This is a genomic window from Acinetobacter pittii, assembly GCF_034064985.1.
Lineage (GTDB): Bacteria > Pseudomonadota > Gammaproteobacteria > Pseudomonadales > Moraxellaceae > Acinetobacter > Acinetobacter pittii_H.
In genome coordinates this window covers 1,923,024-1,949,582 of the sequence record NZ_CP139249.1, presented here as the reverse complement: position 1 = coordinate 1,949,582, position 26,559 = coordinate 1,923,024, and the positions used below count along the sequence as shown (strand labels likewise).

26 protein-coding genes are annotated in these 26,559 nt (G+C 38.1%); 15 read left to right on the top strand and 11 right to left on the bottom strand.

All coding sequences use genetic code 11. The features are described from left to right. Positions 1-21: 21 nt before the first annotated feature. The 4 genes from atoE to SOI76_RS09235 all read right to left on the bottom strand — a co-directional run bounded on the left by atoE (position 22) and on the right by SOI76_RS09235 (position 4,021). On the bottom strand, positions 22-1,431 hold the full coding sequence (atoE, locus tag SOI76_RS09250; RefSeq protein ID WP_104079623.1) for a short-chain fatty acid transporter: 1,410 nt from the start codon (positions 1,429-1,431) through the stop codon (positions 22-24). Between the two features lie 115 nt (positions 1,432-1,546). Then, positions 1,547-2,188, bottom strand: a complete 642-nt coding sequence (atoA, locus tag SOI76_RS09245; RefSeq protein ID WP_104079624.1) for a 3-oxoacid CoA-transferase subunit B — start codon at positions 2,186-2,188, stop codon at positions 1,547-1,549. Position 2,189: 1 nt separating this feature from the next. Continuing rightward, positions 2,190-2,894 (bottom strand): CoA transferase subunit A, encoded by a 705-nt coding sequence (gene atoD, locus SOI76_RS09240; RefSeq protein WP_104079625.1) that lies wholly within the window; start codon positions 2,892-2,894, stop codon positions 2,190-2,192. A 245-nt stretch (positions 2,895-3,139) separates the two neighbouring features. After that, complete coding sequence (locus SOI76_RS09235; protein WP_104079626.1) at positions 3,140-4,021, bottom strand: LysR family transcriptional regulator; 882 nt, start codon at positions 4,019-4,021, stop codon at positions 3,140-3,142. A gap of 108 nt (positions 4,022-4,129) precedes the next feature. On the opposite strand from SOI76_RS09235, the gene SOI76_RS09230 reads away from it, so the two are divergent. From SOI76_RS09230 to SOI76_RS09210, 5 genes are all read left to right on the top strand, one after another. Next, positions 4,130-4,387, top strand: a complete 258-nt coding sequence (locus SOI76_RS09230; protein ID WP_250621805.1) for a hypothetical protein — start codon at positions 4,130-4,132, stop codon at positions 4,385-4,387. A 439-nt stretch (positions 4,388-4,826) separates the two neighbouring features. Next, the gene (locus tag SOI76_RS09225; protein ID WP_001260887.1) at positions 4,827-5,165 is read left to right on the top strand and encodes a hypothetical protein; all 339 of its coding nucleotides are present in this window, start codon (positions 4,827-4,829) and stop codon (positions 5,163-5,165) included. Between the two features lie 429 nt (positions 5,166-5,594). Next, positions 5,595-7,016 carry a GntP family permease gene (locus SOI76_RS09220; RefSeq protein ID WP_205668413.1) on the top strand — a complete coding sequence of 474 codons (1,422 nt, stop codon included), beginning with the start codon at positions 5,595-5,597 and terminating at the stop codon, positions 7,014-7,016. A gap of 33 nt (positions 7,017-7,049) precedes the next feature. Further along, positions 7,050-7,835, top strand: a complete 786-nt coding sequence (bdhA, locus tag SOI76_RS09215) for a 3-hydroxybutyrate dehydrogenase (RefSeq protein WP_104079627.1) — start codon at positions 7,050-7,052, stop codon at positions 7,833-7,835. A gap of 323 nt (positions 7,836-8,158) precedes the next feature. Further along, on the top strand, positions 8,159-9,145 hold the full coding sequence (locus tag SOI76_RS09210) for an AraC family transcriptional regulator (protein ID WP_005076090.1): 987 nt from the start codon (positions 8,159-8,161) through the stop codon (positions 9,143-9,145). 67 nt (positions 9,146-9,212) lie between these two features. On the opposite strand, the gene SOI76_RS09205 is transcribed toward SOI76_RS09210, so the two are convergent. Next, complete coding sequence (locus SOI76_RS09205) at positions 9,213-10,556, bottom strand: MFS transporter (RefSeq protein WP_104079628.1); 1,344 nt, start codon at positions 10,554-10,556, stop codon at positions 9,213-9,215. Positions 10,557-10,886: 330 nt separating this feature from the next. On the opposite strand from SOI76_RS09205, the gene tcbE reads away from it, so the two are divergent. The 5 genes from tcbE to SOI76_RS09180 are packed head-to-tail and all read left to right on the top strand — an operon-like array spanning position 10,887 to position 15,776. Then, positions 10,887-12,137: a dienelactone hydrolase family protein gene (gene tcbE, locus SOI76_RS09200; RefSeq protein WP_104079629.1), complete on the top strand. Its 1,251-nt coding sequence runs from the start codon at positions 10,887-10,889 to the stop codon at positions 12,135-12,137. Positions 12,138-12,149: 12 nt separating this feature from the next. Then, positions 12,150-12,935, top strand: a complete 786-nt coding sequence (gene bacC / locus SOI76_RS09195; protein ID WP_104079630.1) for an SDR family oxidoreductase — start codon at positions 12,150-12,152, stop codon at positions 12,933-12,935. Positions 12,936-12,978: 43 nt separating this feature from the next. Continuing rightward, entirely contained in the window at positions 12,979-14,217 is a 1,239-nt protein-coding gene (locus SOI76_RS09190; RefSeq protein WP_205668414.1) for a styrene monooxygenase/indole monooxygenase family protein, read from the top strand. A gap of 28 nt (positions 14,218-14,245) precedes the next feature. Next, positions 14,246-14,776, top strand: coding sequence for a flavin reductase family protein (locus SOI76_RS09185; protein ID WP_104079632.1), 531 nt, complete (start codon positions 14,246-14,248; stop codon positions 14,774-14,776). A 52-nt stretch (positions 14,777-14,828) separates the two neighbouring features. Further along, positions 14,829-15,776, top strand: a complete 948-nt coding sequence (locus SOI76_RS09180; protein WP_104079633.1) for a transporter — start codon at positions 14,829-14,831, stop codon at positions 15,774-15,776. 66 nt (positions 15,777-15,842) lie between these two features. On the opposite strand, the gene eutR is transcribed toward SOI76_RS09180, so the two are convergent. The 4 genes from eutR to antA form a co-directional block, all read right to left on the bottom strand. Then, the gene (eutR, locus tag SOI76_RS09175; protein WP_104079634.1) at positions 15,843-16,901 is read right to left on the bottom strand and encodes an AraC family transcriptional regulator; all 1,059 of its coding nucleotides are present in this window, start codon (positions 16,899-16,901) and stop codon (positions 15,843-15,845) included. A gap of 447 nt (positions 16,902-17,348) precedes the next feature. Further along, positions 17,349-18,383: an anthranilate 1,2-dioxygenase electron transfer component AntC gene (antC, locus tag SOI76_RS09170; protein WP_104079635.1), complete on the bottom strand. Its 1,035-nt coding sequence runs from the start codon at positions 18,381-18,383 to the stop codon at positions 17,349-17,351. A 5-nt stretch (positions 18,384-18,388) separates the two neighbouring features. Next, positions 18,389-18,880 carry an anthranilate 1,2-dioxygenase small subunit gene (antB, locus tag SOI76_RS09165; protein WP_104079636.1) on the bottom strand — a complete coding sequence of 164 codons (492 nt, stop codon included), beginning with the start codon at positions 18,878-18,880 and terminating at the stop codon, positions 18,389-18,391. Between the two features lie 2 nt (positions 18,881-18,882). Continuing rightward, a complete protein-coding gene (gene antA / locus SOI76_RS09160; RefSeq protein ID WP_104079637.1) occupies positions 18,883-20,298 on the bottom strand; it encodes an anthranilate 1,2-dioxygenase large subunit in 1,416 nt (471 codons plus the stop codon). A gap of 219 nt (positions 20,299-20,517) precedes the next feature. On the opposite strand from antA, the gene modE reads away from it, so the two are divergent. From modE to modC, 4 genes are all read left to right on the top strand, one after another. Next, positions 20,518-20,868 (top strand): winged helix-turn-helix domain-containing protein, encoded by a 351-nt coding sequence (gene modE / locus SOI76_RS09155; RefSeq protein ID WP_104079638.1) that lies wholly within the window; start codon positions 20,518-20,520, stop codon positions 20,866-20,868. A gap of 471 nt (positions 20,869-21,339) precedes the next feature. After that, entirely contained in the window at positions 21,340-22,125 is a 786-nt protein-coding gene (gene modA / locus SOI76_RS09150; RefSeq protein ID WP_104079639.1) for a molybdate ABC transporter substrate-binding protein, read from the top strand. Further along, a complete protein-coding gene (modB, locus tag SOI76_RS09145; protein WP_104079640.1) occupies positions 22,122-22,814 on the top strand; it encodes a molybdate ABC transporter permease subunit in 693 nt (230 codons plus the stop codon). The genes modA and modB overlap by 4 nt, the downstream gene beginning before the upstream one ends. Before the next feature lie 4 nt (positions 22,815-22,818). Then, entirely contained in the window at positions 22,819-23,439 is a 621-nt protein-coding gene (gene modC, locus SOI76_RS09140; RefSeq protein WP_104079641.1) for an ATP-binding cassette domain-containing protein, read from the top strand. Positions 23,440-23,485: 46 nt separating this feature from the next. Here the strand turns inward: modC and SOI76_RS09135 are convergent, their stop codons facing one another. Then, positions 23,486-25,090 (bottom strand): PepSY-associated TM helix domain-containing protein, encoded by a 1,605-nt coding sequence (locus SOI76_RS09135; protein WP_104079642.1) that lies wholly within the window; start codon positions 25,088-25,090, stop codon positions 23,486-23,488. A 2-nt stretch (positions 25,091-25,092) separates the two neighbouring features. After that, complete coding sequence (locus SOI76_RS09130; RefSeq protein WP_104079643.1) at positions 25,093-25,383, bottom strand: hypothetical protein; 291 nt, start codon at positions 25,381-25,383, stop codon at positions 25,093-25,095. 413 nt (positions 25,384-25,796) lie between these two features. On the opposite strand from SOI76_RS09130, the gene SOI76_RS09125 reads away from it, so the two are divergent. Then, complete coding sequence (locus tag SOI76_RS09125; protein WP_104079645.1) at positions 25,797-26,528, top strand: 4'-phosphopantetheinyl transferase family protein; 732 nt, start codon at positions 25,797-25,799, stop codon at positions 26,526-26,528. The last annotated feature ends 31 nt before the right edge of the window (positions 26,529-26,559 follow it).

The following is a 26,559-nucleotide window of genomic DNA, read 5'->3' as shown; positions in this document are numbered from 1 at the left end:
GAAACTAAAGGCGCCAGTAAATTAAAAAGTAGGTGGGGTGTAGCTAAGCGTTCTTCCAAAGAACCACAATAAAAATAAAACTAACGGAAAATGCACAACGAGCTGAGTGACTGTAAAACCAATCACATCTTTTGCTTTTAGTTTTAGAATGCCTAACATTGGAAGCATAAAGAATGGATTGATTAAGTTCGGTAAAGCTTCGGCTGCATTATAAATTTGTACAGACCACCCTAAATGAACTTTCAAATCATTTGCTGCCTGCATGACATATGGGGCTTCAATAATCCATTTTCCACCGCCAGATGGCACAAAGAACCCAAGGATGGCAGAGTAAATTCCCATCACAATTGCAAAGGTTTCTTTTGAAGCGATTGAAACGAAAAACTCAGCTATATAATGCGACAGCGATAAATCTTGACTGTTTAAAGCTTGCGTCATAATAAAAGCGATGCTTCCGTAAAGTGGAAACTGAATTAAGATTCCTGATACAGCTGGAACTGCCTTTGAAACAGCATTTAAGAAGTTTCGTGGTGTGCCATGCAATGCTAGACCAAGCATTAAGAACACAAAGTTGTAGGTGTTTAAACTTGAAATAGCAATGATTGGATTGCTTTTTGAAAACTCAAAAAACATCCAGATTAAGCCTAATGCGACCACAATAATCGTTAAGATAGGCGAGTTTTCTAACCAGTCACCTGGACGATTAGATTTCTCATCATGGGGTTTATCTTCTTCAAACTGAACATCAAAACTATCAATCGTTTTAACATTATTACCTTTTGGAGCTGACCAATAAGCGATTGCGATTGAAACAATCACCAAAATAATAGTCATCGCAATTGATTGCCAAAGGAAAATCGTTTCAGTAAATGGAATAACACCAGTTAGGTTGTAAATTGACTCAGGTAAACTGGTTTTATTCGCTTGAAGCTGTGCTGCCGAAGAGCTGATTCCAAGAGCCCAAGTTGCACCCATACCAATGATTGCTGCCGCAGCCGCAGCGCGGTAATCCATGTTCAGCTCTTTACGTTTCGCTAATGCAATCACTAAAAGTGCAGTAAGAATCGTGCTTACTGCCCAATTGACCAGTGAAATTAACAAGCTGACGGTTGCAACTAAAACAATAGCACCACGTCCAGAATTTGGAATACGTGCCATTTTTTGAATGAGGTATTTTACGGGCTTAGATACGGAAACGACATAACCTACAATAATGAGCATCGTCATTTGCAGGGTAAAGGGAATAAGGCTCCAGAAACCGTTACCGAAGGAAGTCGCGACATCATGTATCGGCGCACCAATACCTAAAGCGGCAACAGAGACAATAATGACACCAAGTAGAGCAAAAATATATGAATCAGGAAACCATTTTTCAGACCAGTCACTAATCTGAAGAGCAAATCTTTCAAAAATTCCTTGCTGTTTTTCCATAGCTGAAAAATCCTTCTCGTTCTTATTTATAGACAGCACATCCGGTGCTTAAAAGGGCTAAGACTTAAGCTCACTTTGTAACTTAAGTCTTATATAGCTAATCAAAAATTAAAATTTACGCAACTAAGGTTTTATAAAACTCAACACCTGTAGCAGCTTGAATCTGTTCAAGCGTGACATCTTTAGCAAGTTCAATCAGCTCTACGCCTTGTGGTGTAATGTCCATTACACCTAAGTCAGTAATTACGCGATGAACCACGCCTTTACCTGTTAAAGGTAAGCTACAGTCTTTCACGATTTTTGGCGTACCATCTTTTGCGCAGTGTTCCATAAGCACAACAACTTTTTGGACACCAACAACCAAGTCCATTGCACCGCCCATACCTTTGACTTTTTTACCCGGAATCATCCAGTTCGCTAAGTCTCCTTTTTCAGAAACTTCCATTGCACCTAAAATGGCAATGTTTACATGGCCACCACGAATCATGGCAAAAGATTCTGAGCTTGAGAAAAAAGCAGCGCCGGGACGAGCAGTAACCGTTTGTTTTCCAGCGTTAATTAAATCAGCATCAATAGTTTCTTCAGTTGGAAACTCACCAATGCCTAATAGACCATTTTCAGATTGAAGCCAAACATTAATATTTTCTGGAATATAGTTTGCAACTAGGGTAGGTAAGCCAATACCTAAATTGACATAAAAACCATCTTCAAGTTCTTGTGCAGCACGTTGTGCCATTTCATTACGTGACCAAGCCATTTTATACTGCCTCCGTGCTTAAAGTTTTATGCTCAATACGTTTTTCAGGTGACGCATTAAGTACAATGCGGTTTACATAGATACCCGCTAAATGAATCTCATCCGGATCTAATTCACCAATTTCAACAACCTGTTCAACTTCGGCAATTGTAATTTTTCCAGCCATCGCACATTCAGGGTTAAAATTCTGAGCAGTTTTACGGAATACTAAGTTACCAGCCTTGTCTGCCTTATAGGCTTTAACAAGAGCTACATCGGCTGTTAAAGATTCTTCTAAAATGTAATTTTTGCCGTTAAAAATACGTTCTTCTTTACCTTCAGCAATGAGTGTACCTACACCAGTTTGTGTGTAAAATGCTGGAATTCCAGCACCTCCAGCACGTAACTTTTCAGCTAAGGTGCCTTGTGGGGTTAGTTCAACTTCTAATTCACCATTTAAATATTGACGCTCGAATTCTTTATTTTCACCCACATAAGAAGAGATCATTTTTTTGATCTGTTTGGTTTGAAGCAATATACCTAAACCGAAATCATCTACACCTGCGTTATTCGAAATACATGTGAGACCAGTCATACCACTTTGCTTAACTGCAACAATTAGTTTTTCCGGAATTCCACACAAACCAAAACCACCAACAGCAAGTGTTTGATTGTCTGCAATTACATCTTTCAGTGCTGCCTCTGCGTTAGCATAAACTTTATTCATTCTGTTGTTTTCCTATATCCCTTAGTGTTTCTAGTTTTAGCATCACATTTTGTGTTATAGAAGTTAATTTTTTTAAATGATTAATAAGTATAATCAATGAATAATACCAAATTAAGTATAAAACTTAAGACGCATATAAGCTAAAAAATTTAAAAATCAATATACAACATATTGAAACTTATAGGAATTAAAGAATTTAACTTATCCATAAGCTTAACTTATACTAAAAGACAATCTTTAATTTTTTAAAATTTATATTGAACGAGTGCCTCAATAAATTGAGCAGAAATATTTGAAATTTCAAAGTTCTTTTTATAAACAATTCCTACTGTTTTATGAATGGCTTCATCTTTTAAATCAATCAGAACGTTATGTTCTTTATCAATGTGTTTAGCAAAATGCCTTGGAATTGCACTTACCCCAATTCCATAAGCCACAAAACTTGAAAGAGATGAAATTTGATGACATTCAACTTTTAAATCGAGCGTTATATTATTTCGCAAACAATTTTGCTCAACTAAATAACGAACAATTGAAGGTTTCTGCAATGTCACGAATGGATTTGAACAAAGCTCTTGCCATGTAATATAAGATGATTGAGCAAGTGGATGAGTCTTAGGTAATAAAGCTAAGAAATCTTCTTCGAATAGTGGCTTGAATTCTAAGCCCTCGGTGAGATCAGGTTCAAAGCAGATACCAAGCTCGAAAATACCATCTTGTACTTTTTCTATAATAGTTTCGTTTGGAATATCGTGAATTGAAAAGTTCAGGTTGGGGTGAAGCTCTAAAAACTGATGAATCACCTCAGGCAAAATTGCATGAGTCACAAAGGGCATTGAAGCGATACTTAAAGTTCCACGATTAAGCTTAAAACGTTGTTTGACATCGTTCTCCATTTCATCCCAATTGGCGAGTAATTTTTTTGCATAGGGAATTAGGGATTTACCTTCTTGGGTAAGCTCAACACGACGTGTATTACGATTAAACAATTTTCCGCCTAACTCTTCTTCTAAGCTTTTAATAGTGAGGCTTAAAGCAGACTGGCTTAGATGTAGCTCTAGTGATGCATTGGCATAGTTGAGGGTACGTGCAAGAGCTAAAAAAGCTTTTAATTGTTTAAGCGTCATTTCATTCCTTTAGATTGCTCAGCTCACCTAGAAGGGTAATTTATACGAAAATTTATCTAATATGATGTTTTTTTGAAAAAAAATTAAGAAAAAGAAGTAGAGAATAATGTGTTTATACTCAATATTAAAATTATTAAATTTTGGTCATGGTTCCAACCTGGATTTGCTTCAATAAAAATTCACTCTGAAATTGATACCGAGATTTTAGATACTAAACACCCTAAGCGTCCGCCATTTAAAATCTATAGTAAGGTAACTAGATCAGCTCAAGTAGCGAACGAGTCAAAGTGGGTTGAGAATATTGACAATGTGCTCAATGACTATGAAAAGAAATTGATTATCGAGCTTTCTAAGCAAAGTCAGTAAATTTATTAAGTATCTGATACTTATTTAAATTAAAAAGCACCTTTGGGTGCTTTTTTGTATCTTAGTATTTTAATTCATAAGCTGTATTATTATTAAGAGATATAGAAAAGGGAGTTAAGAATTACAAATAACTTTTGTAATGAATTGTGGTAGATTTTTAATAATTAAGCTTTTGATAATATTTTCGTATACCATTACCTGATTAAAAAATAATTAAAATCTCTAAGGTAAAATTGAATGAATAAGATAGCCGGAATTTTGATAGTTGCTCTTCTTTTTTGTATTTTTGCTAACTGTGAAAGTTTCAAATTATTAAAATTTGATCAAAACACAAGTGCTAAAATTAACAAAACTCTTCCTAAAAACTAATCCATCTAAGGGTGGTTTTTTTATATCTTGAACCTTTAAATTTTACTTATTAATAATAAAGGGTAATTTCATGAGAACAACATTAATTGGAGCTTTATTCTTAACGTTTGGAGCCTCGGTAAGTGCCGCATCGAAAATTGAAAAAGAGGAAACAAAAAATTTTTCAACAATGAAGCAATGCATTGAATGGTTAGATTCTAAATATCCAAATAGTAAGTGGCATGACAACAAAGGTACTTCTTGGAAATTAGAAAATAATAATTCAAATTTTCTATCTGGGTTTACTCATATTCCTAGCGAGGAGAATCAAAAACTAATACATTCAGTGGCCATTTATTGCAAATTAAAAGAAACAAGCACCGAAGGCCTTTTCTATGAAGGAAAATATATTGTTATAGAGGCTATTTAGTTTAGATTTTGATTGTCTGAACCCACACATCAAGTGGGTTTTCTTACTCGCTAATAGATTATTGATCTCAACTAACAAAATATTTATTAAATTAATTTATAAAATATATTATTCAATTGGCTTTATTAAATAATATAGAAATATTAATTTAATTTACTCAATAATTAATAAGTTTTATAAAACAATAATATTTTTTAATAATTAAATTTTACCAAGAGAGCCAAATAAGTGCTTGTAATTTATTGTTATTTAAAAATTTTAATAAATTACATTGTTTTTAAATATTTTAGTGATATTTTATTTTTAAGCTCATTTACCTATTACCACACATGGATATTGTGATTTTTATCATTATAGGTTTGGGATAACCTAAATATCTTTTGGTAATTTTATTGAACCTAATATCTATTCTTTAGGGAGAAAGAATATATGTGGGAATTATTTGTAATTCTACTTTCGCTTGGGCTGTTAATGTATACAGCTTACAAGGGATTTTCAGTCATTCTCATGGCACCAATTTGTGCCTTACTCGCTGTTCTTCTCATTAACCCTGCCAATGTCTTACCATTTTATTCGGGTGTATTTATGCCCAAAATGGTGAACTTTATTAAAGATTACTTTCTTGTATTTTTGCTGGGGGCAATTTTCGGTAAAGTTGTTGAAATGTCAGGAATTGCTGAGTCTATTGCTCGAACCATTGTGAGATGGATTGGGGCAAAAAAAGCAATTTTAACTGTTGTACTTTTAGGTGCAATTTTAACCTATAGCGGTGTGAGTCTTTTTGTTGCTGTATTTGCCATTTATCCATTTGCAAACCAGCTATTTAGACAAGCGAATATTCCAAAACGCTTAATTCCGGGAACCATTGCCCTTGGTGCATTTACCTTTACCATGGATGCATTGCCGGGTACGCCACAAATCCAAAACGTAATTCCAACCACATTCTTTGGCACCAATATTTATGCCGCACCATTTTTAGGAATTATTGGTGCCATTTTTGTTTTATGTATGGGTTTGGCTTACTTGGAATGGCGTCGCCGCGCTGCTGCAAAAGCAGGTGAAGGCTACTCTGGCTTTGGAGTAGACAATACCTCGTCTCAAGAAATTGAAGCCGATATGAACTTGCAAAATAATGGAAGTACGGCGCGTCAGTTCTTTGCTTTTGTACCTCTTATTCTTGTTGCTGTAATGAACAAATATTTGTCTAAAGCAATCAAAGAGTGGTATCCAAATGGTTTTGATTTTGCCACTGTCGGTCTAGCGGATTACACCGTAGATGTTGCGAAAACTGGTGCGATCTGGGCAGTAGGCCTTGCACTTATTGTCGGGATTATTTCTGCAATTTTATTTGATTATCAGCGTGTAGTGACGAATTTCAAAGAGGGCATTAATGCCAGTATTGGTGGCTCACTTTTAGCGGTGATGAATACAGCTTCTGAGTATGGTTTCGGGGCAATTATTGCGTCATTACCAGGCTTTGCTCTGATTAGCCATGCAATGAGCAGTACCTTTACAAATCCTTTAGTGAATGGGGCTGTGACCACAACCGTTTTAGCGGGTATTACCGGTTCAGCTTCTGGTGGTATGAGTATCGCTTTAAGTGCAATGGCTGAACATTATAACGCCGCGATTTTAGCCGCCGGTATTCCACCAGAAGTTATGCACCGTGTGGTTGCGATGGCATCGGGTGGTATGGATACGCTTCCGCATAATGGTGCTGTTATTACTTTACTCGCTGTTACAGGTTTAACCCATAAACAATCTTATAAAGATATTTTTGCAGTCACGGTAATTAAAACGTTAGCGGTATTTGTGGTGATTACGGTCTTTACCGTAACGGGTATTGTTTAAATCAGCGCGTTATAAGTATTAAGGAGTAAATAAATGACAAAACTTTTAGACGGTAAGGTCGCTTTTATTACAGGTTCTGCAAGTGGTATCGGTCTAGAGATTGCTAAGAAATTTGCTCAAGAAGGTGCCAAAGTTGTTATTTCTGATATGAATGCTGAAAAGTGTCAAGAAACGGCGAACTCACTTAAAGAACAAGGTTTTGATGCATTATCTGCACCATGTGATGTGACCGATGAAGATGCTTATAAACAAGCAATTGAGCTCACTCAAAAGACCTTTGGTACGGTTGATATCTTAATTAATAATGCTGGTTTCCAACACGTTTCATCTATTGAAGAGTTTCCAACGGCTGTTTTTCAAAAGTTAGTTCAGGTCATGTTAACTGGAGCGTTTATTGGTATTAAACATGTTTTTCCAATCATGAAAGCTCAGAAATATGGCCGTATTATTAATATGGCTTCAATTAATGGCCTAATTGGTTTCGCCGGAAAGGCAGGTTATAACAGTACTAAACATGGCGTAATTGGCCTAACAAAAGTTGCGGCATTAGAATGTGCGCGTGATGGCATTACGGTAAATGCTTTATGTCCGGGGTACGTAGATACACCACTGGTTCGTGGGCAAATCGCAGATTTGGCTAAAACGCGTAATGTAAGTTTAGACAGCGCACTTGAAGATGTTATCTTGGCAATGGTTCCTCAAAAACGTTTGTTATCTGTTGAAGAAATTGCTGATTATGCAATTTTCCTTGCGAGTAGCAAAGCAGGTGGGGTAACAGGCCAAGCTGTTGTTATGGATGGTGGTTACACCGCTCAATAATTTAAGTATTTTATAAAAGCCGCTTATTTAAAATAGGCGGTTTTTTTATTCATTAAAAATTTACGATAGTCTGCTGTTCAAGATTATGATTTATCTCTAAGATATTTTTGATAAAAATCTAATAAAATAAGTTTGTTAAGGTATGAAATTATACTTTTAAGGTATTTAACTTATTTCCATTTTTAAAATCTAATAGAGTATGAGAAAGTAATCTTTACTCTCTTTCTTGATTCGATATTTTCAGGAAAACTCGTCAATTAAAGGATATTAATTGGCATACAAGTTGCTTTTTTAGCAATAAGTTTTAGCTAGGTGAAAAGGATATGATATCACTCAGCCAACAGATGGAACTCAATCATTATTCACGCAAAGCAGAATTTGCGCAGAATTTGATGTCCACGATTTGTGGTGAACACCGTCTAGATACAATTTACAAAGACACTCTCGATTTTCACTATGACGGAATGCGTTTGCCTAATAAAAAAATGGCGATCGGAACAATCAGTTATGGTGCAAACGTTGCCATCAACATCTCAAATTTAAAAGCTTATAGCATTAGTTTGCCTATACAAGGTCGACAAGCTCTCAACATTCGTGGTGCTCATTATCAATCTGATGAAAACAGAGGCCTCATTGTTTCAAATAACGATCAGCAAGATTTGATTATCGATAAAGACTGTAGAAAATTTCAGGTGGTTATTCCTGAGCGAAGTATGCAGATTGTCCTTGCAGATCTACTCAATAAACCTATAGAAACGCCTATCATTTTTAACCCTGAAATGCACTTAGACTCTGAGCAACTGATTGGAGCGTGGTGGAAGAATATTCAGAATTTTTTACAGCTAAAATCGCAATATAGCAATTTTTATGGTTTACAAATGTTATCTGAGGACTATGAAAATTTTGTAATTAAAGCCTTACTATTATCTCAAGAAAACAACTACTCTGAAGCCTTAAAGTCACTTTCACATCAAGATGAGCCAGCTTATATCCGTAAGGTTCGTAATTTTATTATTGAACATGCTCATGAAGAAATCTGTGCAGAAGACTTGCAGCGTCTGGCTGGGGTTTCAAAATCAAAATTGTATGATGAATTTCAACAATACTACGGCACCAGCCCAATGTCGTATTTAAAAAAATATCGCCTCCAACAAATTTACAAAATCCTGAGCACCACAGGTGCAGATAGAAAGGTTTCTATTTCAAAGCTTGCCTATGACTGGGGCTTTAACCATTTAAGTCGTTTTTCTCAAGAATATCGTGAAGAGTTCGGCGAAAATCCAAGTGAGACCAAAGGCAAAATTTTCTGATATTTAATTTTCCCAATAAAAAACTGATTTAGTTGCCTAAATCAGTTTTTTATTTATTGATTAATATTTATAGACTTTCTTCGAGCTTTAACACTTGTTTGTTTTTAGATTTCTCATAAATCACTTTCAGGCTAAGTGCAATAAATGAGATGAATGTTGGTAGCGCGAGAATAAAGAAAATACCGCTTAAGCTTAGGTTGAAAGTGAAAATGAGCGAGCCAAAGAAAGCACCTAAAATTGCACCAATACGACCAATACCATGCATCCATGAAACACCAACTGCACGGCACACTGCTGGATAGAACATAGCTGCAAGTGGCAGTAATGAAGACTGAGCACCTGCGAGTAAAGCACCAATTAAGAAGATAGTAAGACCTAACAAGAAAATATTTGAGCTTACTAGACCTGCAACAATAAATAGGGCGAAGGCAATTAGATATGAATATTTAATCACTGTAGTTGGGTTCAGTTTATCCATGTACCATCCCATAATGGTTGCACCAATTACACCACCAAAAGGGAAAATCGCGGCAATTAAACTAAACTGTTGGGTACTGAAACCAGCTGTTTTTAAAATTGTTGGCATCCAGCTTGTTAAAAGATAGAACACCAAAAGACTAGTAAAGCAGCAGAGCCAAAGCATGCTTGAACCCCACAGGTATTTACCTAAAACGATTTTAACCGGATTTTCATCTGATGCAGTTTCTGCTTGAGTTAAAACAAGTTTTACCGGCTCTTGAAAAGAATGGCCTTGAATATTTTCTAAAATACGCTGAGCTTTGTCTTGTTGATGACGTGTAATTAAGTATTGAGTTGATTCAGGTAATTTAAGCAATAAAGCAACCACTAGAATTAGGGGAATGCTTCCGCCAATAATAATCACCTTAGCCCAGCCATAACTTTCTAATAGATAAGCTGACAATACACCGCCGCAAGAAATACCCAGCATAAATCCACAGCCAGCAAGACCTGTAAGAAATGCTTTACGTTTTACAGGCATATATTCTGAGACAATGGTACTGATGTTTGGCATGGCCGCGCCTAGACCTACACCTGTAATAAAGCGATAAATCATTAAGTCTTGAGTTGAATTGGCAAAGCCACACAAAATGGTAAATATGGAAAACAAAAGGCTTGTAAAAACAATAACACCTTTACGGCCAAATTTATCGGCTAAGGGTCCCGAAATGATTGCACCAATTGACATGCCAACTAAGGCTGCACTTAAAACTGGTGCAAGTTGAGGCTTGGTAATTCCCCAGTCATCTAGTAATGCCGGAGCAACAAAACCAATAATTCCTGTGTCTAGACCATCACAGAAAAAGACAAAAAAGCCTAGGATAAAAACCATCCACTGTAAGGGAGACAGTTTTTCGCGGTTGATAATCGTGTTTGCATCTATCGTTTTCATATGTATTCCTTCTTAAAATTATTTAATTCCCTGAGTAATTCAATGTATTCGTTACAAAACCTGTATCTTTGATTGAACTATTTTTAGCCAATCGTCACTATCCAATAAGTCCTAATCTTCATCCATTTTTTCCAAATTAGATAAAAAGCATTAATTTAATTTTTTAATTTAAACTTTTGAAATATAGATATTTCTTTGTTTTTAATTTTTTATCCAGTTTGATTGTTTTTGATAATTGCGCAGAGATTGGATAGTGCTTGCAGCTTTTGGACAGTCTAAAAAAAAATTCGGATAGAAGATAAAGCCATAACAATGTCAGGAGTTGACACTATGGCTGGTCAAACCATTCAAATTAAAACTGCATCTGGAAAGCAGTTCAGTGCATATCTAGCGACACCAGAAACAGGAAAAGGACCGGGTGTGGTGCTTTGTCAGGAAATCTTTGGGGTGAATGCAGCAATGCGGGAAAAGGCAGATTTTCTTGCAGAAGAAGGCTATACCGTTTTAGTTCCTGATCTATTTTGGCGTGTAGCACCTAATATTGAACTCGGTTATACACCAGATGATTTTCAAAAAGCTTTTGAACTTTATCAGCAATATGACGAAAACCTCGGTGTTGAAGATATTCAAGACAGCTTAGCTTTTTTAAAGACACGACCAGAATGTGATACCTCTACAGGTCTCGGCGTGGTTGGCTATTGTTTAGGTGGAAAGCTAGCTTATTTGGCAGGCTGTCGACTTTCGGAAGTGGCATGTGCCGTAGGTTATTACGGTGTAGGCATTGAAAAAGCGTTAGATGAGTTAGCCAACGTAAAAGGACGTTTGGTTTTACATATTGCAGAACTGGACCAATTTACACCGCCAGATGCGAGACAAGCGATTGTCGATGCAGTTAACCAATATTCAAATGTACAAGCTTATGTTTACGAAGGTGTTGATCATGCCTTTGCACGACCAAAAAGCAACCATTACCACAAACCTTCAGCACGCTTTGCTCACGAACGTACAGTAACAGCTCTACATGAAACGATTGGCCCGAAATATGACTTAGTTACACTATGGGAAGAACATATTCGTCATGAGTTCGATACACGTGACGTCCCCGCAACTATGGCAACAATGGTCGCAGAACCTTATGTCAACCATATTCCAACGTTAACTGGTGGGGTAGGCCAAAGCCAGCTTGCTCGTTTTTATCAGTATCACTTTGTTCATCAAAACCCAAAACATATGAAGATCACTTCGATCTCTCGTACGGTTGGCTCAACGCAAGTGGTAGACGAGTTCATTATGAGCTTTACCCACGATGCTGAAATTGACTGGTTATTACCGGGTGTAAAACCGACTGGTAAATATGTCGAAATTCCAATGTTAGGTGTGATCCAGTTTAGAGGGTCAAAGTTGTGCCATGAGCATATTTACTGGGACCAAGCGTCGGTACTCGTTCAAATTGGTTTATTAGATCCAACGGGCTTACCAGTTGCAGGTGTCGAGACAGCGCGAAAACTTCTTGATGAAGATCTTCCTTCCAATACGTTGATGCCATCTTGGTCAAGTAGTGAAGGTAAGCCAGTCAGTTAAGGAGTATTTGCAATGAATATAAATTTAAGAGGAAAAGTCGCTGTGGTGAGCGGCGGTGCAACACTCATTGGTAAAGCTGTTGTACAAGCCTTGGTGAGTGCAGGTGCTCATGTCGCTATCTTAGATATTGATGCCAAAGGTAAGGCGATTGCCGAAAGCTTTAACCATGACGTGATGTTTATTCAAACCGATTTAACCAGCGATGCGGCTATTCAACAAGCTGTGGCGGATATTCACCAACATTTAGGTGAAGTGAGTTACTTGGTCAATCTGGCATGTACCTACTTAGATGACGGTTTTAAATCTTCACGTCAGGATTGGTTACAAGCACTAGATCTTAATTTGGTCTCTACCGTTGAGCTGAGCCGTGCTTTATACAATGACCTAAAAAAGCAGCAAGGTTCAATCGTTAATTTTACTTCAATCTCGGCCAAAGTGGCACAAACAGGGCGCTGGTTATATCCAGTGTCTAAAGCCGCGATACGTCAACTCACACAAAGCATGGCAATGGATTTTGCTACCGATGGTATTCGCGTCAATTCAGTTTCTCCGGGTTGGACATGGTCTCGAGTCATTGCAGAAGTCAGCGGTAATAACCGCGAAAAGGCCGATAGCGTGGCAGCCGATTATCACTTACTAGGTCGATTGGGTCATCCCGAAGAAGTCGCCAATGTTGTTTTGTTTTTATTGTCACCCGCTGCGAGTTTTGTCACCGGAGCAGATTATGCGGTCGATGGCGGATATTCAGTGATGGGCCCTGAAGGATCACAGCCCGCTATTCCACGTTTAGCCGAATAGCACAGCGTTTTAAAAGCACATTTAGAAAATTATGGAGAATATTATGCGCCGTATTGCAATTGTTGGAGCAGGACAGTCTGGTTTACAGCTTGGTTTGGGTTTATTAGATACAGGCTATGACGTGACCATGATTACCAACCGTACTGCCGATGAAATCCGTCAAGGTAAAGTTATGTCAAGCCAGTGTATGTTTCATACCGCTTTACAAGCTGAACGTGACTTAGATTTAAATTTTTGGGAAGAACAATGTCCAGCGGTAGAAGGCATTGGGCTAGCTTTAGTTAACCCTGAAAATGGTAGTAAAGCATTTGAATGGAGCGCTCGTCTTGAGCGCTACGCTCAATCGGTCGATCAACGCGTCAAAATGCCATATTGGATGAAAGAATTTGAACGCCGTGGCGGTCGATTGGTGATTCAAGATGTAGGAATAGAAGAGTTAGAACAACTCGCAAACGACTACGAGCTTGTATTGCTCGCCGCTGGTAAAGGTGAAGTTGTTAAACAGTTTGAACGTGATGATGTACGAAGTGTTTTTGATAAACCGCAGCGCGCTTTGGCTTTGACCTACGTCAAAAATATGAAGCCAATTTCACCTTATTCACGTGTGACTTTTAACATTATTCCTGAAGTCGGGGAATACTTTTCATTTCCGGCACTGACCATCAATGGACCCTGCGACATTATGGTATTTGAAGGTATTCCAAATGGGCCAATGGATTGCTGGCAAGATGTGAAGACACCTGAACAGCATTTGCAGTGCAGCTTGAACCTACTTAAGAAATTTGTGCCTTGGGAATATGAACGCTGCGCAAATGTTGAATTAACCGATGCTGGCGGTTATTTGGCAGGGCGTTTCCCGCCGACGGTACGCAAGCCCGTTTTAACCTTACCGTCTGGCAAAAAGATTTTTGGCATGGCAGATGCCTTAGTGGTCAATGATCCAATTACCGGTCAAGGCTCAAACAATGCGGCTAAGTGTAGCAAGATCTATTTTGATGCCATTTTAGCCAATGATAATCAAAGCTTTAGCGAACAATGGATGGTTCAAACTTTTGAACGCTATTGGGCTTATGCAGAAAAAGTCGTGGCTTGGACCAATAGCCTGTTAGTACCACCGCAGCCACATGTTGTTGAACTATTAGCAGCCGCAAGCCAAAACCAAAGCATTGCTTCAATTATGGCCAATAACTTTGATGACCCGCGCGCCTTTGCTCCGTGGTGGTTTGATGCAGATCAAGCTCAGGCATTCTTGGCCTCAAAAACCGCAGCAAAAGTCGCTTAAGGCCAAAATATCAAAGGGAGATATGAAAATGGACACAATTGAAACTTTAGCTTTACAAACGATTAATGCCGAAAACCCAAGAGAAATTCGTAATTTGCTTGGTCAGTTTGCAACTGGCGTTACCGTGATTACCACTCGTGGTAAAGATGGTCGAAAAATAGGAATGACAGCCAATTCCTTTTCATCTCTGTCGTTAGACCCGCCATTAATTTTGTGGAGCCTTTCAAAAACGGCGCCAAGTTTGCCTGATTTTGTAGAAGCTGAATATTTTGCCATTCACATGTTAGCGCAAGAGCATCATCAACTTTCTGGGCATTTTGCTCGAGGTGCCGAAGACAAATTTGCAGGCATTGCCCATCAACAATGCAATGCAGGCGTTCCAATTTTATCCGATGCACTCGCAACCTTGGTTTGCCGCAATGTAAATCAATATGAAGGCGGAGATCACCTGATTTTTATTGGTCAAATTGAACAATACCAACAGCGCCAAGGTGAACCATTGGTATTCCACGCAGGAAAGTATCGGATTGCCGCTGAGCATCCAGAATTAGCAGGTTAATTCACCATAATCACGATCAATCCGGTCGTGATTTTTTATAGGAAATAAGAAGATGAAAAGCACTTTAATTAAACATGGCTTTTTAGCAGGGACATTGTTGGGTTTGCCATTAGTTTCTCATGCCTACGATTTACCGACCGTAAACTTAGGTATGACCAGCTTTCTCGACGGTGGATTACCCGCAGGGCCCGGCTGGTATGCTCAAACCTATTTTCAAAATTACGATAGCAATAAACTGGTCGATGCCAATGGACAAAATTTAGGTTTACCTAAAACAGATTTAAATTATCAAGTATTGGTTGAACAGATTAGTTATTTATCGAATGTCCGAGTAAAAGATAAAGCCAGCCTAGGTATGAATTTTTTAATTCCTTTTGTCAGCAAAATGGACATGGATGATGGCTTAAATAATACTGCTATTAAGGCCCAAAGTGGCTTTGGGGACATCATGATCGGACCTTTTATTCAGTTCGATCCAGTCATGGGCGCACAAGGACCGAGGTTTGTACATCGTTTTGAGTTTCAAGTGAATTTACCTACTGGCGAATACGACCAACAAAAAGATATTAACCCAAGTAATAATGCTGTTTCATTTGATCCTTATTGGGCTGCCACATATTGGTTTAATCCCAAATGGACTGCTTCAACACGCATCCATTATCTCTATAACTTTAAAAATAATGACCCAAGCTATGCGTTTGCTGGAGCAAATGATATACAAGCTGGGCAAGCAATTCATGCAAACTTTGCAACAGACTATGCCATTACCGAACAGTTCCGTTTAGGACTAAATGGCTACTGGCTAAAACAAGTGACAGATACTGAAGTTGATGGTGAAAAAGCCAAAGGTCGACGTGAACAAGTCTGGGCGATTGGTCCGGGTGCGATGTATAGTTTTTCTAAAAATGATCACTTGGTTGCAAATGCTTATTTTGAGCAAGATGCTGAAAACCGCCCAGAGGGAACACGACTACAAGTTCGTTATGTTCACCATTTCTAATCTATAAACAATTTATAAAAAAGCCTTTTATATCTAAAATATAAAAGGCTTTTATCTATTTTTAGTTTATGAAAAAATTGAAGTAATTAAGCCTGAACCTTCAATGTGACCAGAACGGCGGGTAGAAGAAGGTAATTCACCATAACGGCGTTTATACTCTTGAGAAAAACGGCCTAAATGGCTAAATCCCCATTTAAATGCAACGTCAGTGACCGATAGATTTTCATTGTGCATCAGCTCTAAATGGGCTTGTTCAAAACGTAATTCTTTTAAATAAGACATTGGGGTTGTCCCCAAATAGTTTTTAAAACCAGTAAATAACGTTCTCACACTCACGCCAGCATGTTCAGCCAAAATTTCGACATTAAGCGGCTCATGTAAATGTTCTTTAATATAGGCTTCTGTACGCTTTACGAAATAAGGAGAGACTGTTTTTTCTTTATGCTGATCAAGCTTATGTAATGCATTGTTGGGCTGACCATAAATGAGTGCATTGAATAGATTCGACTCAAACTGTTTAAAGGCTAAAGGATGATGAAGCGGGTGTTGATCACAGGCTAAAGCATCCATCAGTGTTCTAACGAGCTGTAAGAAGTAGCCTCCACTTTGTGTAGAAAAGTCTAATTTTGGGTCAAAAACGAGTAAATTATTTTCTGAATCAGCAATGTGTTGACGGCAATGGTAAGTAAAATCATCCTTTGAAACTTTTAGAATGAGCTGTGGTGAGTTCGCGTGCCAGCGCATACGTAAAGATTGCTGTGGAGAAATAAGAGAAGCAACTTGAGAATAAGAAATAAACTTTTGTGAACCAAACTCGATTTCTGCATAGCCTTGAGTTGGAATTTGAATTAAGTAAAAGTTATCAAGGTGATCTGGTTCAATAATGACGTCCGCACCATATTCCAAACGACTAATAGACAATGCACCTGTTTTAACATGGTGCATGGTTGCACTGAAATCTCGCTTCTGTTGAGAGATTTTAAGATCATGCGGTTTAAAAATTTGACCTACATTTCGGCAGGTTTCGCTTAAATCGTGGTGATCAAACACCAGATTATGATTGGTAAAGATAGACTCATTTTGAAAATGGCGCCCACTGAGTTCTGGGGAGTTGGCTTGGTTCATATTTATCCCTTTTGGCTCACTCCTGTATTTACTGTGCAAAATGTATGAAGCCTTAGCTTTGCAACACGTAAATACGGCACTTAAAAAAAATAAGTTACTCGCAAATTACAATGAGATATAAGCAAAATACAGACCAATTTAACCGCTAATTAATATGATTTTCTCAAATTTTTACGTTGGATTTTGTCCATCAATTTAATACATTCGAGAAATAGAATAGGAGGATATAAAAGGTGCTATAACTTAATCTCATCATGATCTTATTCCTTAAGATCTATCAAAATTTATAGCAAATCCGAGTGAGCTGGTCAATTTATTTTGTCGGAATTAATTATTTTATATTATTGATATATAAAAACTTTTAATTTAAATGCAAAAATTCAATATACCCCTTGCAGAGTATATTGAATCATTTCAGGTTTAGTAGTTTTTAAGCTATTTATACTTTTAACGTGAGGTATTGCTTTGTAAAAACTTCTCGCTATAAATACGATAGTTTTGCAAAGCTTGCTCATCCAACCAATTTTTAACGGCTTCAATCATTGGTGGTGGGCCACATAAATACATATCAAAAGCCTGCTCGGCCAGTTGATCTTTATTTAAGTGCTCGTGAATATAGCCTGCTTTACCTTGCCAAGCTTCCGTTGCCTTAGTCACAATCGGGTGATAACTAAAGTTGGGTAGCTGTTCAGCATAGGCATGTAAACGTTGTTGTTCACATAAATCGGTTTCATTATTTACGCCGTAATACAACTGAACGGCAGGTGAGTTAGGCTGATCAACCAAGTTATCAAGCATACCTAAAAATGCAGATAAACCTGTTCCACCTGCTACAAAAACCAGTGGTCGCTCTACTTCACGTAAATAGAAACTGCCAAGCGGTGCTTCAATAATTAAGCTTTGTCCTACCTGACAACGATCACGCAAGTAATTACTCATGACGCCGTCTGGCAAGAGACGAATTAAAAACTGTAATTGATTGGTTGCGTTTGGTCTATTTGCAAAAGAATAAGAACGCCAGTCTTCAGTATCTGGAATTTGCAAACGAGCATATTGACCTGGCAAAAACTGAAGTTGTGCAGCATGACTGCTCGCATCAAGATGCAAAATTGCTGTTGTTTCAGAAACCAGCTCAACCGCAGTCACTTTGGTTTCAATTTTTAAAGTATCACCAGCGTTACAGATCGCAGAATCATGATCGAAATAAAAAGCTGCATCTGATTTCACACGCGTCTGGCAAGCTAACATTTTGCGCTCAGCCAAATCACGTTCACTTAATGCATCTTCATCAACATATTCTTGTTCATAAATACCAGTTTCACACTGACCCTGACAGGTACCACAAACACCTTCACGGCAGTCTAGCGGTAGGTTAATTCCTTGACGAACTGCTGCATCAAGCAACAATTCGTCGTTATTTACCGAAATGAAAAAGGTTTTGCCATCGGCAAAGTTAAGTGCAACTGAATGTCCCATTTTCATTCCCCTTAAACGTGATAGAAGTCTAAAACGGAATCAATTTTGTCATTCAGCAAAATGCTGTGCTGACGACTAATGCGGAAACCATCTGCTGTTTGGCGTAAAAGATAAGTAGCGTGTCCGTAAAAACAGCCTTCTAAACCTTGACGGTTATACAGCGTTTGCCATGCAACTTTTGCTTCAATTAATCCATCATCCAATGTTTTAACTCGAATGTTGTTTATGCTGTGCAACGTACGTGGTAACGGAGTTGCAGACGCAGCTTTTCCGGTACGAATACGGAATACACGGTCTTCGAGTCCAGTACGGTCCGCATAATAAATATAAGACAAGCCCTGATTTGGATCTTGAACATAGTTATGGTCATCAATCCACTGTGGGATATGATATTTACTATCTTCATCGTAAAGCTCTAGATAGGCATCCCAGTCATAAGCATCGCAAAGTTCTGCTTTTTTGTACAAAAACTGAGATACAGCAAAATGTAGTTCTTGTGACATGGTTACACCTCATCCATTACGGCATTGTTTTCAAAAGTAATATCTTGCATTTTCAATGCTTTCTTGTTTAAGCCATCAAGCATTAGACGTTGCCAGTGTCCATGCTGGTTTACATAGAGTCCTTCATGGGTAAATTCACGGCCAGTAATGACGGGTTGAATGCCTAAGTCTTGTGAGTTTTTAGTTGCACCGTATTCCCAGGACTGACAGCCACGAGAAATATCGCTCCAACGTTCAAGACGCGCTTGAAAACCTTTTTGCTGTTCACGGAATTCGACTAAATCGTCTGGTGTACCAAGTCCTGATACGTTAAAGAAATCTTCAAACTGGCGAATACGGTTACGGCGTGCTTCTGCAGATTCACCTTTAACGCCAATACATTGGCTGATGACTTCAGTTTTATTCCATGCCACAGGACGAACAATACGAAGCTGTGAACTAATTTGATCCATGAAGAATAGGCTAGGGTATAAGTTCAAGTTTCTTAAACGGTGCATTGCCCATTCTGCATATTTTTCGCCATATTTTTCAACCATATATGGCATAACTGTACTGTAGCCCGGACGAACTGTTGGATTTGGCATGTCACTAAATAAAACACTATGGCCATTCTTAAAACTAAACCATCCATCGTCAGTTTCTGAGTCACCGGCACCTAACTTGCTGTAGTCAAGCGTATCGAGTTCTTCACCTTTTGATGCATTCACTTGTTGACGGTGTTGGACTGTAGAGACATAGTTATAGTGAACAGTGCTGACATGGTAACCATCTAAGCCATTTTCATTTTGTAGCTTCCAGTTACCTGCAAAAGTATAAGATGACTTGCCTTGAAGTACTTCGAGTTCACCTGTTGGCGATTGGTTGATCATTAAATCAAGAAACAATTTTACATCGCCCAAAAAGTCTTCTAGTGAATCTGTTGCTTGAGTATCAAGGCTTACAAATACAAATCCACGATAGCTGGCAATACGGCCTTGTTTTAAACCACGGCTTGATTTATCAAAATCTTCACAATATTCACCAGGTGCTTTGACTTTCACCAAACGACCATCTGACTTATAGCACCAAGCATGGAATGGACAAGTAAATGTAGATTGGTTGCCTTTAGCAACACGTGTTAAAGTCGCTCCGCGGTGTTCACAAGCATTGACCATGGCATGTAATTCACCTTTTCCATCACGGCTCACGATAATCGGTTGACGACCAATTTGAACGGTTAGGAAATCATGATTGTTTGGAATTTCACTTTCGTGGCATGCATAAATCCAAACCTTTTCAAAAATAAGTTCCATTTCCAAGTCAAATAGTTCAGGCTCAGTAAACATATTACGTGCAATACGAAACACGCCATCATTAGGACGGAAGTCGATACATCCATCTATAAAATCATTCCATTGTTTTAAATTAGATGAGGTCATTGCTCAATCCTCCAATCAATCAGCTTTTAACTGATTGAACCGCGATTAAGCCTTTGCCTCTATCCGTTTTTTCCAGAACTTTATCCACTTTGTGCAGTTTTGATTTTTTAATCAAACTTTTTTAAGAAAGAGTAGAGACTTAAATTTGTATGTATTTCAACCTATTAAAGTTCCTTATAATGTTAAGTAGCATAAAATGAGATTTTGTGAACTAAGTCTATGAAAGAACAAAACTTAAAATTACAAATTAGAATTCTTTTAGAGCAAAACATTGCATTTGGTCCAGGTAAGGCAGACTTACTCGAAGCAATTGAAAGAACTGGATCGATCTCACAAGCTGCAAAATATATGAATATGAGCTACCGCCGTGCATGGCAATTGGTCGATACAATGAATCAGTGCTTTGAAACAGCTTTAGTTGAAACTCAAACAGGCGGAACACATGGTGGTGGGGCGGCCGTTACAGCTTTGGGCCAGAAAGTCTTACAACATTATCGCCAAATGGAAATCAATGCTCGACAAGCCTTAGAACATGATTATCAAATCATGAGTAGCTATTTAAAACGCTAAATAAAAACTCTCATAGCGACTGAGTTTTTTAATGTGGTATAGCTTTTGCTTCATATAAATTGCACGCTGAAAAAGCACTGCTGCAATTTTCAGTTACACAGACAATGGCGTCTATTCTGCACTATCGTAAAAGATGGTTTTGGATAGGCGTTTTTTATTGCGTATCTAAAAAAGTAGCTGGCATAAACGACTGATCTTTATGGTTATCTCTATGTGTTTTTTGGCATAGGGATAATCATAAAACCAATTAAATTATTCACTAAAGTTTAAAAGAAAATAAGTTTTATATAGTGCTCTTTAACGGTTAGCCTCACTACCGAGTGCACCAAAAATGAAGTTTGAAATACAAATTGCGCTATTTACCTTCATTCCGATCATCTATATTTGACGAATTATACTTTTCATAATCTTTATGTAGCGCTATATTCTTGGATATATATCGCTGCAAAAAACGACAAAAAGGTAAACATAATGGTAAGTGATACGAAGATAAGAAAGTTGGCTTTAGTCTGTTCAGTCCTCAGCATAGGATTGGTCTTTAATGTTCCAACCAAAGCTGAATCGGTTACCGTTTATGCAGCAGCGAGCTTAACGAATGCGATTAACGATTTAGAAAAAATTTATGAAAAACAAAATAAAGTAGAAGTTAAAACTTCATATGCCGGCTCATCGACATTAGCGAAACAAATTGAAGCTGGGGCACCAGCCGATGTATTTATCTCTGCTGATACCCAGTGGATGGATTATCTGCAAAATAAAAAATTAGTTGCAGCAAGTGACCGTATAAATTTATTAGGCAACCGTTTGGTGCTAATTATCCCAAAAGGGCAGTCATTAAACATAAAATTAGATAAAACCAATGATCCAAACAAAGTATTTAAAGGCAAGATTTGTACAGGAGATACCAAAAGTGTGCCTATAGGCAAATATGCTAAACAAGCTTTTACTAATTTAGGTTGGTGGAGTCGTATTGAGCCAAAGTTAGTTGAAACAGAAGATGTTCGGGCGGCATTAAATTTCGTTGCACGCGGTGAATGTCAGGTTGGGATTGTCTATGCAACTGATGCAGCGATTAGCAAAGATGTGAAGGTAGCTGGCGTATTTCCGGAAAATACGCATTTGCCAATTACTTATCCTGTAGGGTTGATTAAAAAGAACTCAAACTCAGTAAAGTTCTATCAGTTTTTACAAAGCAACCCAGCCAAAGCTGTCTTTAAAAAGTATGGCTTTAGCGTGTTGGTTCCAGTTAAACCATGATGTTTTCTTTAACCCCAGAAGAGCTCAGCGTTCTGTATCTTTCTTGTAAGGTTGCAGCAAGTTGTCTTGTGGTCAGTATTATTCCTGCAATTTGTGTGGGATGGTTTTTGGCACGTAAAGAGTTCTGGGGCAAGTCATTCATTGAAACATTGGTGTTTTTACCTTTGGTTTTACCGCCAGTTGTTCCTGGTTATTTGCTTTTACAAGTTTTTGGGAGCCGCGGCTTTATTGGACAACATTTGGCACCGCTTGGAATTGATTTTGCATTTAACTGGAAAGGCGCTGTTCTTGCTTCGGCAGTGATGGGTTTTCCGCTATTGGTGCAATCGATTCGTCTAGCGATTGAACTGGTCGAGCAGCGTTTAGAAATGGCAGCAAAGACATTAGGTGCCTCATCTTTAGGGGCTTTTTTTCATGTCACTTTGCCTCTAGCTAGCAGTGGTATTTTAATTGGTGCTATTTTATGTTTTTGCCGCAGTTTAGGTGAGTTTGGGGCAACCATTACCTTTGTGGGTAATATTTCTAATGAAACACGGACTTTACCTTTGGCCATGTATAGCCTAATGCAACAACCCGACACCGAGGCCGCTATTCAAAGGCTTATTGTTTTATCGTTAAGTGTAGCTTTTCTGGCATTATGGTTTGCCCAGTGGTTTCATCGTTATCAAAAGAAGCGTTTAGGGCGGTAAAATTATGTTGATTGATTGCCGTTTTCAGCTACAAATGGGTCAATTTCATATTGAACCTAATTTCCAGTCGGATGCTTCTGTTATTGGGCTATTTGGTGCATCGGGTTCAGGTAAAACATCGATTTTACATGCCATTGCAGGGTTGAACACACCGCATAGTGGACTCATTAAGATACAGGACCAAACATGGTTTGATTCAGATCAAAACATTAACTTGAGTACCCAAAAGCGGCATGTTGGATTGGTTTTTCAAGATGCTCAGCTTTTTCCGCATAAAACGGTAAAGCAAAACTTATTATTTGGTCTTAAGCATCTTTCCCAACAAGAACGTCACTTTGAAGCAGATTACATTATTGAGTTATTAAAGTTAGGGCAATTATTACAACGTATGCCCATTAAACTCTCAGGAGGGGAAAAACAGCGCGTGGCACTAGGTCGAGCATTGTTATATTCACCTAAGCTGTTATTACTTGATGAGCCGTTATCAGCACTGGATGCAAACCATAAAGCTGAAATTATTCCTTTTTTTCAGAAAGTAAAAGAGGAAATAAAAATTCCGATGATTTATGTGAGTCATGATATTCAAGAAATTAAACAACTGACCGAAACAATGTGGATTTTATAATTTTTCATATTTCACACATTATTTCAGCCATGTTGATTTATGGTTGTTAGCTAGCCCATAAACTACCAGTTGGAGCAGATTTTCGGCGATCTTGGGCTTGTTGATAAAAACGCCAAAAAGCGAATGCAAAAATGACAGCTAAGAAATCAACTACTAAGATTTCTCCGCCATGTATCCATAAGCCACTTTGAGGAATGAAGTAGGCTAAAAGGGATGTAAGCGGAATCGAAAATAATACCAAAACCAAAGTTAATAGCAGTTGTGGTAAAGCTTTCGCGTAGCCAATCACAAAGGTATAAATCAAAGTCAGTAGGAAAATCGCATAATAACCATACATAAAAAGGTGATTCATGCTTTCAATGTTAAGCGCTGCGAAAAGCCAACGACTGGCCAACATTGTACCTACGACAGCTAAAACACACCCTAGGCACGCGCCTATAGTTAAGTTCGCGAGGAACACCACATCTTTACGTTGAACAGGAACAGGGTCTTCAGCACGCTTTTGCTTACGTGCACGAGTTTCAACCCAAAGAATGTTGCCCGTATAAAATAAGAAGGCACCACCAACACCTAAAACAAAATAAATCCAACGTACGCCAGTACCACCAAAACTGCCAAAATGCAGGCTAAACATGGCGTTGATTAACTTATTCCCAGCATCAGTCTGTGTGTTAATACCTTTATGATTAAAGTGCTCAACTGCATATGGATTCATACGCATAAAGTCATGATTTGCACCGCGCAACATCTGATCTGAGCTATAGAGAGCAATTCGTGCATTGGCTTTTTCAGGTTTGTCTAGGCCACTGAACTGGATATAGTCAACTGAATATTCAGGTGCTACTTTTTTAGCTTGAGCTAATATTTGCTGCACATCAATGTGCGTTTGTTTAGGTTGAATCAGCGCTGGGGGAGAACGCTGAAAAACAGGCTGTCCTTTGAGTGCAAGTTGTCCAATCGCATCATAAAAAAGGTCATGAAAAGCAAAGACAATAACGCTAATACTAATAATGATGTGGAACGGTAAGCTCGTAATTCCAATCACGTTATGCGCATCTAGCCAAAAGCGCTTTTTATTTTTGCCAGGCCGAATAACAAAATAATCCTTTACCAAGGTTGGTAAAAGTATGATCACTCCTGAGAGCAGAGCAAGAAAATATAAAATTGAAACCACGCCCATCACATAGAGACCTAATCCGTGATGGCCTGTCATGCCCGGTATGCCTGCTGTTTCATGCAACTGTTCAATTAGCCAGCCTGCTTTAGATAAGTTTTCTTGGGCAACGATTAACTGACCTTTATCGTCTAAGCTTGCCATCCACGTAGACTGAGCAGCATTAAAACCATCGCCACGTTCATGTTCACTCCACGTAATAGGTGCATAGTGAAATTCATTGGACGATAAATTTAGTGTGAAGTTCTTTTGTGCAGCAGGATAGGCAGTCTGTACTTTTTGAATAAGCTCATTATATTGGTCGGGTGAGACTTTCGGTAAAACTTGCTGTGTTGGCGTAGCCCATTTACTAATATGGTGCTGAAACATGCTGAGCCCACCAGCAAAGAAACAGATAAAAAGCAAAATCCCAGCACATACACCCACCCAAGTATGCATGCTTTTTGCTAATTTCATGATGTCTGAACGTACTTTCATGTTTAACCCCGCAATACAAAAATACAGCTATACGCTAGGGCATTGGCAATCAATAAATACATAATCGCTTTTCGTCCGGTCGTGAAAAAATAACTGCCAAACATAATCGGCATCCAAACCCAAGGAACACTCCACATACCCACTTGCACCAATAAATCCATGGCAACATAAGGCTGGCCTAATAAAACAATTAAATTCCCAATCGCGATAGAAAGACTTAGACCTAAAACACCACCTGCAAACGTTTTACTCCACCAGTCTGGCTGGATTGGAGACTGAATTTTAACTTTCATGAAATCAGTTTCCGTTTAAAAAGCGCCATAAAAGGGAGGAAAGACCACGCAAAAATGATGAGCATGAACCAGCAAAAAGCGGCAACCACTTTTGGTAAGCTTGCAAAGAGAGCAATAAATCCAACGCCTAATAGCACTAGACCCATATACTTAAAGAAAGGAGGAAGATGTTGAGACAACAGATTTTGATTGCTATGACTACAATAGATACTGACCGCTCCCAACAGGGTCAAAAAAATTCCTATAAGTTTCATAATCGATGTTTATAAGTAAATTAAAGTCAAAATTTACCCAACAGTATAGGTAAATAATAATTATTATCAAATGATAAATATAATTATTTATAAATTTGCAGTGAGTAAGTTAAGATAGGAGATTACTCATTAAAAATATTTATTTTGAAGTCGAATACAGTGGGTCATTATCTATATATTCCTGAACAAATCAGTACATCAATTTATGAAATTTCGAACCCTATTTTTTTTACATCAGAGCTATTTTGTTATGGGCTAGATTTATCAAAAACGCAGCATTTGCATATAGATCAAGAATTAGAGCATCCCCTAAAAATTGCTCAAGCGCGTGTCGAACGTAAAAATGAGTACTTATGTGGCAGAGTATTGGCTCAGGCAGTTTTAAATCATCATTTCGGTTTAGATCAGCCCATAACCTCTATGCATGAACATTTACCCATTTGGCCAACCCATGTTTTGGGGAGTATTAGTCATTCACAAAATAAGTTAATTGTTGCGCTCTCTAACAATGCGATTTATTTGGGAATTGATATTGAGCAATGGGTGACCTCAGAATTTGCTCAAGAGAGTGCACATCTTATTTTAACGCCATTTGAGTTTGATTTATGGAAAAGTAAAGCGGCTGAGTTTTTTGATTTTGCCCGCTATGTGAGCTTAATTTTCTCTGTAAAAGAAAGCCTATATAAAGCGGTTTATCCCACTGCAAAGCAATATATTGATTTCTTGGAAGCATCTATAGTCGATATTAATTTTGAAAATCAAACATTAACGCTAAATTTTTTGCCGGAAATTCAGCAGCGCTACCAACTCTTAGAACGCTATGACGGTGGCTGGACCATAGAACAAGACCATATTATGACTTGGGTTTTTCAGGCACGAAATTCTTCTTAAAATAAAAGAAGGCAACGAATTGCCTTCTTTC

Excerpts from the sequence above, each read along its gene's own strand:
- atoE (WP_104079623.1), bottom strand. The coding sequence starts at position 1,431 with ATGGAAAAACAGCAAGGAATTTTTGAAAGATTTGCTCTTCAGATTAGT.
- atoA (WP_104079624.1), bottom strand. The coding sequence starts at position 2,188 with ATGGCTTGGTCACGTAATGAAATGGCACAACGTGCTGCACAAGAACTT.
- atoD (WP_104079625.1), bottom strand. The coding sequence starts at position 2,894 with ATGAATAAAGTTTATGCTAACGCAGAGGCAGCACTGAAAGATGTAATT.
- SOI76_RS09235 (WP_104079626.1), bottom strand. The coding sequence starts at position 4,021 with ATGACGCTTAAACAATTAAAAGCTTTTTTAGCTCTTGCACGTACCCTC.
- SOI76_RS09225 (WP_001260887.1), top strand. The coding sequence starts at position 4,827 with ATGAGAACAACATTAATTGGAGCTTTATTCTTAACGTTTGGAGCCTCG.
- SOI76_RS09220 (WP_205668413.1), top strand. The coding sequence starts at position 5,595 with ATGTGGGAATTATTTGTAATTCTACTTTCGCTTGGGCTGTTAATGTAT.
- bdhA (WP_104079627.1), top strand. The coding sequence starts at position 7,050 with ATGACAAAACTTTTAGACGGTAAGGTCGCTTTTATTACAGGTTCTGCA.
- SOI76_RS09210 (WP_005076090.1), top strand. The coding sequence starts at position 8,159 with ATGATATCACTCAGCCAACAGATGGAACTCAATCATTATTCACGCAAA.
- SOI76_RS09205 (WP_104079628.1), bottom strand. The coding sequence starts at position 10,556 with ATGAAAACGATAGATGCAAACACGATTATCAACCGCGAAAAACTGTCT.
- tcbE (WP_104079629.1), top strand. The coding sequence starts at position 10,887 with ATGGCTGGTCAAACCATTCAAATTAAAACTGCATCTGGAAAGCAGTTC.
- bacC (WP_104079630.1), top strand. The coding sequence starts at position 12,150 with ATGAATATAAATTTAAGAGGAAAAGTCGCTGTGGTGAGCGGCGGTGCA.
- SOI76_RS09190 (WP_205668414.1), top strand. The coding sequence starts at position 12,979 with ATGCGCCGTATTGCAATTGTTGGAGCAGGACAGTCTGGTTTACAGCTT.
- SOI76_RS09185 (WP_104079632.1), top strand. The coding sequence starts at position 14,246 with ATGGACACAATTGAAACTTTAGCTTTACAAACGATTAATGCCGAAAAC.
- SOI76_RS09180 (WP_104079633.1), top strand. The coding sequence starts at position 14,829 with ATGAAAAGCACTTTAATTAAACATGGCTTTTTAGCAGGGACATTGTTG.
- eutR (WP_104079634.1), bottom strand. The coding sequence starts at position 16,901 with ATGAACCAAGCCAACTCCCCAGAACTCAGTGGGCGCCATTTTCAAAAT.
- antC (WP_104079635.1), bottom strand. The coding sequence starts at position 18,383 with ATGAAAATGGGACATTCAGTTGCACTTAACTTTGCCGATGGCAAAACC.
- antB (WP_104079636.1), bottom strand. The coding sequence starts at position 18,880 with ATGTCACAAGAACTACATTTTGCTGTATCTCAGTTTTTGTACAAAAAA.
- antA (WP_104079637.1), bottom strand. The coding sequence starts at position 20,298 with ATGACCTCATCTAATTTAAAACAATGGAATGATTTTATAGATGGATGT.
- modE (WP_104079638.1), top strand. The coding sequence starts at position 20,518 with ATGAAAGAACAAAACTTAAAATTACAAATTAGAATTCTTTTAGAGCAA.
- modA (WP_104079639.1), top strand. The coding sequence starts at position 21,340 with ATGGTAAGTGATACGAAGATAAGAAAGTTGGCTTTAGTCTGTTCAGTC.
- modB (WP_104079640.1), top strand. The coding sequence starts at position 22,122 with ATGATGTTTTCTTTAACCCCAGAAGAGCTCAGCGTTCTGTATCTTTCT.
- modC (WP_104079641.1), top strand. The coding sequence starts at position 22,819 with ATGTTGATTGATTGCCGTTTTCAGCTACAAATGGGTCAATTTCATATT.
- SOI76_RS09135 (WP_104079642.1), bottom strand. The coding sequence starts at position 25,090 with ATGAAAGTACGTTCAGACATCATGAAATTAGCAAAAAGCATGCATACT.
- SOI76_RS09130 (WP_104079643.1), bottom strand. The coding sequence starts at position 25,383 with ATGAAAGTTAAAATTCAGTCTCCAATCCAGCCAGACTGGTGGAGTAAA.